The sequence below is a fragment of the Chromobacterium paludis genome, assembly GCF_008275125.1.
Taxonomy (GTDB): domain Bacteria; phylum Pseudomonadota; class Gammaproteobacteria; order Burkholderiales; family Chromobacteriaceae; genus Chromobacterium; species Chromobacterium paludis.
In genome coordinates, this window is the sequence record NZ_CP043473.1 from 1,653,536 (window position 1) to 1,664,520 (window position 10,985).

Here is a 10,985-nt window from a genome sequence, read left to right on the forward strand (position 1 = left end):
TCGCCAGACAAAGGAGAAATCCATGCTGCGTCATCCCTGGCCGCCCCTGCCGGCGGCCTGTTTGGCCCCATGCGCGTGGGCCGGCGCTTTCCTGCCGCCCCGCCGGCAAGGGCTGTCCCTGTTCAACGGCATGCTGAAGAAAGCCGGCGCCGTCCCTTACGGCGCCCTATGCAAGCGCGAGGCCTGGCTGCGGCTAGGCGCCACGCCCATCGGCGCCGCCGTAGGCCTGTTCCACAACTATTTCTGAAGCCGCCCGCCCCTATCCCGATCAAGGAACTGCATATGAACAAGACGCTGACCGCCCCCGCGACCGAGGCGCCGGCTGCGCCAGTTGTGCCCGCCGCCTCATCGCGCCGAGCCATCGTCGCGGTGTCGCTGGGCAACTGGCTGGAGCTGTACGACTTCACCGTGTTCAGCTTTTTCGCCGTGCTGATCGGCAAACTGTATTTCCCCTCGCACAGCGAGTACGGCTCCTTGCTGATGGCGCTGGCCACCTTCGGCATCGGCTTCGTCATGCGCCCGCTGGGCAGCGTGGTGATAGGCCGCATCGCCGACCGCGCCGGCCGCAAACCGGCGCTGACCTTGACCATCTGGCTGATGGCCGGCGGCACCGCCCTGATCGGCCTGGCCCCCACTTACGACCGCATAGGCCTGCTGGCGCCCTTGCTGATCGTGGCCGGCAGGCTGCTGCAAGGCTTCGCCGCCGGCGGCGAAGTGGGCGCGGCCACCAGCTTTTTGATGGAGTCCGGCGCGCACAAGCGCCGCGGCTTCATGGTGAGCTGGCAGATGGCCACCCAGGGCGGCGCAGTGCTGGCAGGCGCGCTCAGCGGCGCCCTGCTCAGCCGCTTCCTCAGCCCTGAGGCGCTGGAGAGCTGGGGCTGGCGCCTGCCCTTCTTGCTGGGGTTGCTGGTGGGGCCGGTGGGCTTTTACATCCGCCGCCGCCTGGACGAAACCCATCATGCCGAGCCGGCCGCCCAGCCCCGCCTGGCGGAGCTGATTCGCGCCCGGCGCGGCCAGCTCGCCTTGGGCGTCATGCTGATCATGGGCGGCACCGCCAATATGTATGTGGTCGGCCACTACCTGCCTTCGTATTTGATCAAGGTGATGCATCAGCCGCCGGCCTCCGCGCTGCTGGCCGGCTGCGCGGCCGGACTGGTCCTGCTGCTGGCCTCGCCGCTGGCCGGCAAGCTGGCGGACCGATTGCCGCGACGCAAGCCGCTGTTGCTGGCCGTCAACGCGCTGTCCGTGCTGCTGGCCTTGCCCTGCTTCATGCTGCTGCACGCTTCTCCTTCGCTGTCGGCCGCGGTGCTGCTGGCATTGACCATGAGCTCGTTATTGGCCCTGGGCAGTCCTGCCGGCTTCCTGCTCATCATGGAAGCCTTTCCGCGCCACAGCCGCGCCACCGGCCTGGCCATCGTCTACGCCTGCGGCGTGACCCTGTTCGGCGGCTTCGCCCAGTTCATCGTCACCTGGCTGATCAGCGTCAGCGGCAACCCGCTGGCCCCGGCCTGGTACCTCATGGCCTGCGGCGCGGCCAGCCTGCTGGCGCTGCTGGCCTTTCGCGAGGAGCATGCGCCGGATTGAGGCCCGTCGCCTCACGCGGCCAGCTTAAGTCCATCTCCGAGGCGCTTCGCCCGCCCTCCTGCGCCGATAACGAGAGAGCATTGACTATCCAAACACGAAAAGCTAATATTTGCTGCACTGCGGGAGAGAGGGGCCCAGCCCCCGCCGAAGACGCAAACTCCCATAATCGCTCAGGCAAGCCGTACCGCAGCGCAATATTGATTCAAGCCGATTGGAGAGAGGCCGCCGCGCGCGGCCCACCGAAGGGGCAAGTGGCCGCCGGCCATGCAACTCTCAGGTAAAAGGACAAGGGGAGAGGCTGTTCCGTCCACCGGAATTCCATCCAGGAGACTGCCTTGTCCGCACGCATCATCGGCGGCGCCCGGCCCATGCCCGCGCCCTCCATCTTAAGCATCCTTCTCGTCTGCGCGTCCGACACCCGGGAGGCGCGACCATGCTGAGCCTGATCTACCTGATCGCCATCACCGCCGAAGCCATGACTGGCGCCCTGGCCGCCGGTCGCCGCCACATGGACATCTTCGGCGTCAGCGTCATCGCCTTCCTCACCGCCTTGGGCGGCGGCACCGTGCGCGACATCGTGCTGGGCCGCTACCCCATAGGCTGGACCCAGCATCCGGAATACGTATTGCTGGTCATCAGCGGCGGCATCGCCGCCGTGCTGATCTCGCGCTACATGCGCCATCTCAACCGCCTGTTCCTGCTGCTGGACGCGCTGGGTCTGGTGGCCTTCACCATCATCGGCTGCGACGTGGCGCTGGGCATGCACTACCACCCGGTCATCGTGACCATGGCCGGCATGATCACGGGCATCGCCGGCGGCATTTTGCGTGACGTGCTGTGCAACCGCGTGCCCATCGTGTTCCGCCGCGAGCTCTATGCCAGCGTATCCCTGCTGGTGGCCATCCTCTACCTGGGCCTGTCCTCCATGAATATTCAACATGATTGGAACATTGCCGCCAGCTTCGCCTTTGGCCTGGCCTTACGCCTGACCGCGTTATGGCGCGAATGGCAACTACCGGTATTCGCCTATCGGCATGAGCATCACTAATGTCAATGCGCCCCACTCGGGGCGCATTTCATTTGCATGGCAAGGCGCCGCCTTGAAATCACAAGCGCATCAATGCCATCATGCGCGCTGTTCAACGTCACGCCTCCCCATGATCCGTCGCCTCCTGCCCCGCGCCCTGCTCGGCTTTCTCATCCTGATCGCCGGCTACTTAGCCGCCGCGCTGGTGCTGGGTATCTTGCCCAATCAGCGCGACTACGCGCCTCCCGCCAGCGGCGTGCCGGTTTACCTGGACAGCAATGGCGTGCACATCAGCCTGGTCATGCCGGTAAGCGCGGCAGGCGTGGATTGGCGCGCCCGCTTTCCCGTCCAGCACATCGCCCGGCCAGACCGTTTTGGCGCCTCGCCTTATGTCGCCGTAGGCTGGGGCAGCCGCACTTTTTTCCTGGAGACACAGCACTGGTCGGATTTGACACCGGGCAAGGCATTAGCAGCCTTGGCGCATGACGAGGCCGTGCTGCATGTGGAATATCAGCCTCAACCAACCGTGGGCAAAGACACGCGGCGCCTGCTGTTGTCGCCGGAGCAATACCATCGTCTCGCCGCCTACATCGAATCCAGCGTCCAGCAGACGCCCGCTGGCCAGGCGCAATGGCTGAGCGCCTATCGCTACGACGCCAACGACGCCTTTTATGCGGCGCAAGGCCACTATTCGCCGTTGACCACCTGCAACCAGTGGGTCCGCGATGCGCTGGCGGCCGCTGGCGTGTGCACCGCGCTGTGGTCCCCGTTTGCGCAGGCTTTGTTCTGGCACGCCTGAACCCAGCCGATAAGCATGTCTGGCTTTGCTGACATACCTGTACTTTGGTGCAGGTTTTTTTGAAGATTGTCGGACATCAGTTGCAACAGGCTTATTGACGCATTTAAGATGCGCCATCCCCCAATTCATCCATTCATGCCCTCACAGCGAGGGCGTGTTTGCTCATGTCATAGATCATGGACTTTTCCCAGCTCCTTGCCAGCTTCGCCTCCGCCTTCACCCAGGACCGCCGCCAGCTCACGCTGTCGCTCGGCGCCGGCAGCATCGCCGCCGAACAGCTGCTGCCGCTGGCTTTGGACGGCGAGGAAGGGGTGTCCCGGCCGTATCGCTTCACCGTCCGCTGCCTGTCGCCCGACGGCGCCATCGAACTGAAGACCCTGCTTGGCCTGCCGGCCCGCATCGGCATCGAGGACGCCCAGGGCGGCGAGTCCATCCGCTGCGGCGTGGTCAGCCAGGCCAAGCTGGAAGGCGCGGACGGCGGCTTCGCCAAGTACGCGCTGACCATCGAACCGCCGTTCGCCCTGCTGCGCCACCGCCGCACTTCGCGCGTATTCCAGGACCTGACCGTCCCGCAGATCATCGAGCAGATCCTGACCGAGCATCAGCAGGCCAACCCCGCCTTCGCCCGCGGCCAGGCGCTGGCGCTGCAAGTGGGCCAGGCCGATGCGCGCAGCTACTGCCTGCAATACCGCGAGAGCGACTACGACTTCATCGTGCGACTGATGCACGAAGAGGGTTACGCCTGGCGCTTCGAGCATGTGGACGGCGACGCGCCCCAGGTCAAGCTGGTGGTGTTCGACGACGTCTACAGCCTGCCGCCGGCCCAGATCGAGCGCGCGCGTTTCCACCGCGCCGACGCCACCGAGGAAGAAGACGGCCTGACCGACTGGCAGGCCGCGCGCCAGATCGTGCCCGGCCAGGTGGCGCTGGCCACTTTCGACTACCAGCCGGTGTCCACCCAGCAGGTGGGCGATCAAAGCCGCATCGAGCAAGGCCAGGATGGCGCCGCGCTGCAATCCACCCTGCAGGACTACGACCCGCAAGGCCTGTATTACGCCGGCGGCGCCGAACCGCTCTCCCGCTACGCCCAGCTGCGGCAGCAGGCTTACGACCTGCAAGCCAAACAATTTGAAGGCGGCGGCACCCTGCGCGGCCTGACCGCCGGCCAGTGGTTCCGCCTGGACGACCACCCGGCGCACGAAACCGACAGCGCGCAAGACCGCGAATTCGTCGTCACCGGCCAAACCCTTCACGCCCGCAACAACCTGCCGGCCGACCTGGCCCAGCAACTGAGCCTGGCCGCGCCGGGCCTGCTGGCGGCAGGGCTCGCCACCGACGCCGCTTTGCAAGAGAACGGCGCTGGCAAGGGTCGTTTCCTCCCCTCTCCCCTCGCGGGAGAGGGGCAGGGGGAGAGGGGGCGTCTCGCCGCGAGCGAGAGCCCCTTCACCACCCGCATCCAGGCCCAGCGCCGCGGCATCCCGCTAACCCCGGCCTACGCCCACACCGCGCAGGCCAAACCCACCTCGCTCGGCGTGCAAACCGCCACCGTGGTCGGCCCGGCCGAACCGACGGACCAAGCCGCCGACGAGATCTACACCGACGCCCAAGGCCGCATCAAGGTGCAGTTCCACTGGCAACGGCCGCAGGAACATGCCCAGTTCGGCGCCAACCTCGACGACAAATCCAGCTGCTGGCTGCGCGTGGCCATGCCCAGCGCCGGCGCCGGCTTCGGCCACCAGTTCATCCCGCGCATCGGCCAGGAAGTGCTGGTCGACTTCATCGAAGGCGACATTGACCGCCCCGTGATCACTGGCGTGCTGTACAACGGCAGCCACCCGACGCCGGACTTCAGCGGCGCCGGCGCGCTGCCCGCCAACAAAACGCTGTCCGGCATCAAATCGAAAGAACACCAGGGCGGCGGCTACAACGAGCTGCTGTTCGACGACACCCCCGGCGAAGTGCGCGCCAAACTATCCAGCGAATCCGGCAAGACCCAGCTGAATCAGGGCTTCCTCACCCATCCGCGCAGCCACGGCAAAGCCCAGCCGCGCGGCGATGGTTTCGAGCTGCGCACCGACCAGCACGGCGCCATCCGCGCCGCCCACGGCCTGCTGCTGTCCACCGAAGCGCAGAACGGCGCCGGCGGCAAACAGCTGGCGCGCGAACACGCCCAATCCCAACTCGACGCGGCGCTGTCGCTCAGCCAAGCGCTGGCCGAAACCGCCAGCGGGCAGCTCGCCGACACCATGGAAACCGGCCCCGACGAAATCGGCCCGGACAACGCCAAAACCGGCAAAAAGCCAGATGGGCACCTGCAGCACCACGTCGACGCGCTCAAAGCCTGGGAAGCCGGCAGCAACACCGACAAAGACGGCAAAACCGCGAAAGAACAAGCCGGCCAACAGCCGCTGCTGATCCTGTCCGGCCCGGCCGGCATCGCCTCCCTGACCGAACAAAGCCAAACCGTCTCTGCAGGGACCAACCTCAACCTGGTCGCCCAGCGCGACGCCAACCACACCACGGGCCGGCGCTGGATTCACAACGTGGGCCAGCACATCAGCCTGTTCGTGGCCGGGGTGAAAGACAAGGTGGCGCTGAAGCTGATCGCCGCCAAGGGCAAAGTGCAGGTGCAGGCGCAGAGCGATGCTATGGAGCTGACGGCGGATAAGGATGTGACCATCACGTCAGTAAAAGGCAAGGTGCAGATCGCCGCCAGCCAGGAAATCCTGCTCGCCAGCGGCGGCGGCTATATCCGCATCGCCGGCGGCAATATCGAAATCCACTGCCCCAGTGCGGTCAGCGTGAAGGGGGCTAGCCACAGCTTGAGCGGGCCGGCGCAATTGAAAATAGCATTCCCGGCCATGTCGCTTGCTGAGGAGCAAAAAACCAGCAAGCAAATTTCCATCAACCAATTGATGATGAATCTACTATCCGGTGCCAATCATTCAGCTAGTCTCAAATACACCTATATCGACCCTTCAAACAATAAGACGCTGTTGACAGGCACACTTTCCAAATCCGGTGAAACCGACAGGGTTTATTCAGAATTACACCAAAACCTCACTCTTATTGTCGAGAATGTAAAAGAACCATGGTCGGTGATAAAAGATCATCATTATTTTGCCGAAGATACTGACGAAGACGAAGTCATCAACCTGATTGATAGCCATGACTGAAGATAACGATTTTTATGTATTTGTTGCCACCATCTATGGCGAGGCGGCTGGACAAAGCACAGCATCGTGGCAAGCCATCGCTAACGTGATAATGAACCGCATTAAGCAAGGCCGCGAGTGGAAGAAATACAAAACTCCTGCAGACATTGTCAAAAATACTGGCTTTGACGCCTATACTCAGAAAAACAAACCGTACCAAGAAGCGTATAACTACCTTGTCAATGGCATGGCCACACCGCATTCTGGTAAAATTGATTTACTAAAGTCGTCCGTCGCGCCTATCTATGCGGGTAACGCCGCCGACAATGCCAAAAGAGCAGTTTTATACTACAGCCCCAAAGCACAAGAGAAGCTTTATAAAAAGACCCCCTCCTGGAATTTCTCCCTGCTAGAAGAAGTACAGGTTTCTGGCGCTGAAAAAGATGATTTCAAATTTTTCCGGTACAAAGACGTCGCGAAATTAAAGGTCCGAATCCGTCGTGTTGACCATCCTATCGCCAATCGCGAGGTCAAATTTACCGTCGGAAAATTTGAAAAAAATCTTAAGACTAATAAAGATGGAGAATTGCCAGTCATTCTGACCGACAAGATTGGCGAACAGTTCAAGCTTTGGGTTAAAAATTCGAAAGGAGAACTTGTAAAAGTTTATGATGAAGCCATCACAGCAGCTGAAATTGCGATAGACATCATTCGCAATAAAATTGCACACAATTCTCAGACAGAAAAACACATTGGCAAGCCCGTACCTAAGAGCACCACATCGCATATCGTTAAAAAGGGAGAAACGCTCTCCAAGATAGCTATGTTATATAGCACCAGCATTGCTGAGATATGCAAAGCAAACAAAATCAATAATCCGAATAGCATTACCGTTGGGCAAGAGCTAAAATTACCACCGAAGAAAAATAAGGAAACACCAGAGAAAAAATCTGCGAAGACGGCACCTCCTCCTGCAGCGCATAGCACTCATGAGGTGCTATCTCATCGAAATGAGGATGGCCATCCGAATGAAACTATCGGAAGAACCAAATCCGACTCGACCTCGATCGCAAAAATTCTATTCCCTATCGCTGGCCACAATAGAAAAAGCTACAAGCCAGGCACCCCTGGAGAATTTGGTCATAATCGATCAAATTCTAGAAAACACGCGGGTTGTGATATATACGCAGCCGCTGGAACACCAATTCGAGCAGTGGCCGATGGAAAGGTGGTCTTTACACACGGTTTTTACTGGAAGACCAACGAAGTCAGCATTGACCATGATGGTTTTATCGTACGATATGGTGAAGTAGACCCAGAAAGTATTGTAGTCAAAGTTGGAGACACCATTAAACGTGGACAAACCATAGCCAAAGTTGGCCAGCTAATCATGCCGAGTGGAGAAAAGTACAAACAATGCATGCTGCATTTTGAAATGTATAACTCCTCAGATTCTGTTATCAAAGCCACACTCTCCAATGGCTCTAAACCATTTCGAAGAAGAAGCGACTTAATTAACCCAACTGCAACCCTGGATGCCGCAGATGATTAGAAAAACAACCTCCTACTTTATTATAACTGCCATTTACTCAACATCAACCACAGCAATCGCAGCAGATCTTAGCCAGAAAGAACTTTACTCTTTAGTCTCACAGTCGAAAAATACTGTTGGGAAATCGAGCAGCAGTTTCATCAGAAAAATAAAAGAAAACTGCAAAGCAGACAATGGGAAAGATAGTTATCTATTCCAAAAAAACTATCAAAACATCTATCGCTGTACAATCAGCAACGAAGACTACACTCTAGGATTCAATGAAGAAATCAAAAACAATAAAACCACAAGCAATTACTTTGGCCTACTTGCACCAAGCAATAAATATCTCGCACTGCTAAAGAGCATACAAAATAAAAATGGGAAAGGCTATGCACTTGACAGCACAAAATCCACCACAAAAAGAGTTGGATGGACCAGACCTTTAAATAATGAAAATAGTATCAGCATTGAAATAGGTAATTTGGTTGGAGAAAATAAATCATTTCTTCAATCCTACCTAGAAGATAGTGGCGCACCATAAGGAGAGATAATGAAAACGCTAGTAATTTTTTCAATAATGCTATTGCTATCTTTCTCAGCTTTCGCAGAGGAAAATAGAACACCATCACCAGATAAAAAAGAAACTCTTATTTACAACTGCAGGGAAACTAGCTGCTCGGCATGGATTGAAACTGGAGGGGAAAAACATTTTTTCTTTCAGGATGTCCCGACCAACACAGTTTCGGCTAAATGGCTTACGACAAGCCTTGCCCAAGTCTCATTTTCTTGCGGGAGCCCTTGCTCTGTCAGCTTTTTCTATACAAAGGGGAAAGGAGTTTCAAAAGATATTCATGACGTACTGGCTATCAATCCTAAACGATCGTGTGTGCTCATCCCGATAGATGACGGCATCGCCACTTATTCAATTTTTGGCAAAATCCAAGATCCTTCTCTCTGGCATGCCAAATACAATGACAAGAGATTCAATTTTTACACTCAGTCAGCGGTCATCTTTTCAACTATCCATGCAAAATTCGATCAGGATGGCACGTTGAGGTTGAACTTCACGAAAAAAAATGGCGAAGAGGCTCAGCATAAAGTTATCAAAGCCTGCGGTGAAAAATAAAATATTATTTGCTTAAGGTAACTCACAAATATAACATGCTTTATTCATGTGTACCGCACTGAAGCCATCATACGAATCCAGTTTTATCAACTGTTACTATTGAGCAGTCTTTTCGCCGCCATACAAAAGTGGCATCTGACCATCGATAAGATGCCAATATCGCTATAAGCTGGGACACGCTGCAATTGTATGCCGATAAAACGCTGGCCGGTTCCAATGCCGGCCAGTATTCGGCAGAGAACTTGGTGTAGTTGGACATATGCACCCCAGGTACTTTCGCACGCGAACGGCATGCAATCAGGAACAAATCACCAGCATTCTCAAGACAAACAATGCCACGTTGGTCGATACCTACAAGTCTAGCGAACTGGTCTATAAGGCGGCGCAGAACTACAAACTGAATCCTAAAGTTCTGCTGGCTACGATGAAACAGGAGCAAGGCTGGGCTAAAAATGGACGCTACAACAAATTGATGGGCGTAGGACCGGGCGGGCAGCCATCGGTGTTGCATCCCGGACGATTATCTGAGTAAACGCCTCTGGAAACTCACCCTGGCTCGCGAGGGTTTGGGTAAGCTTCTGGAAACGCTCAAGGCCCAGACAACATGATCGTCAAATTGCACAAACAAGCCCGCACCACTCCGGCCATCCGTCAGGAAATTCGGCAAGCGACCGGCACCCTGGCCGAGCTGGCCGCTCGCTACAACGTCACCATTGACACCATCCGCAAATGGAAGAGCCGGGATAGCGTCGAAGATCGTTCCCATACGGCGCACCGGCTGCAGACTACGCTTACGCCGGCTCAGGAACGCATCGCTGTCGAACTACGCAAAATCCTCAAGCTGGGACTGGATGACTTGCCGGTGGTGATCCGCGAGTTCCTGAATCCCGCCGTCTCGCGGTCTGGGTTGGATCGTTGCCTGCGCCGCCATGGCGTGGGCAGTTTGCGCGACCTGGAACCGGCTGCTGCGGTCAAAACCAGCAAGCCGTTCCAGGCTTACGACCCCGGCTATTTCCATATTGATGTCAAATACTTGCCGCAGATGCCGGATGAAACCTCCTGCCGTTATCTGTTTGTCGCGATTACGGCAGCGGCCACGTGCACGGCCTGCTGTTCGGCCAGCGCGACATCTTCAACCTGGAGCGCGACAAGCTGCACCGCGAAACCCAGCGCATGTTGGGCAATGCGCTGCAGCAGACCCTGGCCTACGACAAGGCCGGCCGCCTCTCCAGCCAGCGGCTGATGGGCGCCACGCAATGGAGCCGCCAGTACCAGTACGACTCCGCCAGCCAGCTCACCGGTATCGCTGACAGCCGCAGCGGCCAACTGAATTACCGCTATGACCCGGTGGGCCGCCTGCTGGAGGCCGCCACCCCCAAGGGCGTGGAGAACTTCAACTTCGACCCGGCCGGCAATTTGCTGGACAACGCCCCGGCCGCCGACGGCCATCAGGACAACAGCCTGATGGGCAACCTGCTCAGCCAATACGCCGGCCGCCACTACCGCTACGACAGCCGCGGCAACCTGGTGGAGAAGGAGGACCGGGTTGCCGCGCGGGTCGTGCCCAATCAGATGAAAGCTGTGCTTGCCGATATCCAGACCGATGAGTGTGACGGTTGCCATGATGCTCTCCCCGAAGAAGAAAAAATGCCTCAGCAGGTTTGACGCCTGCTGAGGCATTTAGGTCAGGCTGACCATCACATTAAGCCCCAGCATTCCGGGGCTTTATTGAATAGTATCATCGGGGAGTACTGATGATC

At 58.0% G+C, this 10,985-nt stretch carries 10 protein-coding genes, 1 pseudogene and 2 riboswitches; all 11 genes and pseudogenes read left to right on the forward strand.

The window, feature by feature from the left end; genetic code table 11:
* Nucleotides 1-22 precede the first annotated feature (22 nt).
* The 11 genes and pseudogenes from FYK34_RS07560 to FYK34_RS21160 all read left to right on the forward strand — a co-directional run bounded on the left by FYK34_RS07560 (nucleotide 23) and on the right by FYK34_RS21160 (nucleotide 10,890).
* The gene (locus tag FYK34_RS07560) at nucleotides 23-247 is read left to right on the forward strand and encodes a hypothetical protein (RefSeq protein WP_149295795.1); all 225 of its coding nucleotides are present in this window, start codon (nucleotides 23-25) and stop codon (nucleotides 245-247) included.
* Between the two features lie 35 nt (nucleotides 248-282).
* Entirely contained in the window at nucleotides 283-1,584 is a 1,302-nt protein-coding gene (locus FYK34_RS07565) for an MFS transporter (RefSeq protein ID WP_149295796.1), read from the forward strand.
* Between the two features lie 110 nt (nucleotides 1,585-1,694).
* Nucleotides 1,695-1,781, forward strand: a riboswitch (glycine riboswitch).
* A gap of 4 nt (nucleotides 1,782-1,785) precedes the next feature.
* Nucleotides 1,786-1,883: riboswitch (glycine riboswitch) on the forward strand.
* Nucleotides 1,884-2,017: 134 nt separating this feature from the next.
* On the forward strand, nucleotides 2,018-2,632 hold the full coding sequence (locus FYK34_RS07570) for a trimeric intracellular cation channel family protein (RefSeq protein WP_149295797.1): 615 nt from the start codon (nucleotides 2,018-2,020) through the stop codon (nucleotides 2,630-2,632).
* A gap of 109 nt (nucleotides 2,633-2,741) precedes the next feature.
* The gene (locus FYK34_RS07575; protein WP_168209675.1) at nucleotides 2,742-3,410 is read left to right on the forward strand and encodes a TIGR02117 family protein; all 669 of its coding nucleotides are present in this window, start codon (nucleotides 2,742-2,744) and stop codon (nucleotides 3,408-3,410) included.
* A gap of 176 nt (nucleotides 3,411-3,586) precedes the next feature.
* Nucleotides 3,587-6,586, forward strand: coding sequence for a type VI secretion system Vgr family protein (locus FYK34_RS07580; RefSeq protein ID WP_149295799.1), 3,000 nt, complete (start codon nucleotides 3,587-3,589; stop codon nucleotides 6,584-6,586).
* A complete protein-coding gene (locus FYK34_RS07585) occupies nucleotides 6,579-8,117 on the forward strand; it encodes a peptidoglycan DD-metalloendopeptidase family protein (protein ID WP_149295800.1) in 1,539 nt (512 codons plus the stop codon). Before FYK34_RS07580 ends, FYK34_RS07585 begins: the two co-directional genes overlap by 8 nt.
* Nucleotides 8,110-8,640 carry a hypothetical protein gene (locus FYK34_RS07590; protein ID WP_149295801.1) on the forward strand — a complete coding sequence of 177 codons (531 nt, stop codon included), beginning with the start codon at nucleotides 8,110-8,112 and terminating at the stop codon, nucleotides 8,638-8,640. Before FYK34_RS07585 ends, FYK34_RS07590 begins: the two co-directional genes overlap by 8 nt.
* Before the next feature lie 9 nt (nucleotides 8,641-8,649).
* Nucleotides 8,650-9,225 (forward strand): hypothetical protein, encoded by a 576-nt coding sequence (locus tag FYK34_RS07595; RefSeq protein WP_149295802.1) that lies wholly within the window; start codon nucleotides 8,650-8,652, stop codon nucleotides 9,223-9,225.
* 259 nt (nucleotides 9,226-9,484) lie between these two features.
* On the forward strand, nucleotides 9,485-9,757 hold the full coding sequence (locus tag FYK34_RS07600) for a hypothetical protein (protein WP_149295803.1): 273 nt from the start codon (nucleotides 9,485-9,487) through the stop codon (nucleotides 9,755-9,757).
* A gap of 72 nt (nucleotides 9,758-9,829) precedes the next feature.
* Nucleotides 9,830-10,318 (forward strand): annotated as a pseudogene (locus FYK34_RS07605) (IS481 family transposase); the annotation flags it as partial.
* Between the two features lie 80 nt (nucleotides 10,319-10,398).
* Nucleotides 10,399-10,890 (forward strand): RHS repeat domain-containing protein, encoded by a 492-nt coding sequence (locus FYK34_RS21160; protein ID WP_149295804.1) that lies wholly within the window; start codon nucleotides 10,399-10,401, stop codon nucleotides 10,888-10,890.
* The last annotated feature ends 95 nt before the right edge of the window (nucleotides 10,891-10,985 follow it).